The 682-nt window shown below is 39.9% G+C and carries 1 protein-coding gene; it reads right to left on the bottom strand.

Annotated elements, in window-relative coordinates; all coding sequences use genetic code 11:
• Positions 1-230: 230 nt before the first annotated feature.
• Entirely contained in the window at positions 231-536 is a 306-nt protein-coding gene (locus F7Y48_RS23565; RefSeq protein WP_258508301.1) for a hypothetical protein, read from the bottom strand.
• Between the last annotated feature and the right edge of the window lie 146 nt (positions 537-682).

Here is a 682-nt window from a genome sequence, read left to right on the forward strand (position 1 = left end):
AGTTGGAGTCCAGAAAACAGCGACCACTGAAGTCAACTTGCCGACAAAACCAAAATTGGAAAGCCGAGAAAGCAAAGAAAAGATGCAACCAACTGATTTTACGTGATCAAACATAACGCGCAGTTAAGGTGTGAGCAACGCAATACCGATGCCGCCGCATACCACCTTAAACACCAAACGCTACGCATAGTAAAAATGCCACGCGTTGCGAATCACTCTTAAACAGTTTGTTAGGCAAATTTTACCTTCGCTACTTTCAATATGTACACAATAATAGCGACTAATAGTGCCCAAGGCATCGCAAACCACCAATAGTATGGTTCCTGGCTATTAGCAAGGTAGTAATTAAAAACTATAATTACACTCACAATTGTCGAAATGACATATGCTCCACCTAAAGCCATACAGATATCTGAGTGATGTTTAGAAAGTTCAAATTCACGCAGTTGAAATACGATAATGAAAAACACAAAAGGGCTAAAAAGACAAACTGCAATGTGTAGAAATGAAAGAAGAATTAACCACCCAAGTGTCATATGTTTTCCTTTTATTTGTCTAACGCGCAGTTAAGGTGTGAGAGACGCACATGCACCCTAACCTAAAATAAACTCTGATAAATCCGTGCCTATTTGGGCACTATAACCCCAATGCGTTTCGAATCGCCTTGAACGTCTTGTTATTC

Source organism: Vibrio sp. 2-1-2a, assembly GCF_032648565.1.
Classification (GTDB): domain Bacteria; phylum Pseudomonadota; class Gammaproteobacteria; order Enterobacterales; family Vibrionaceae; genus Vibrio; species Vibrio diabolicus.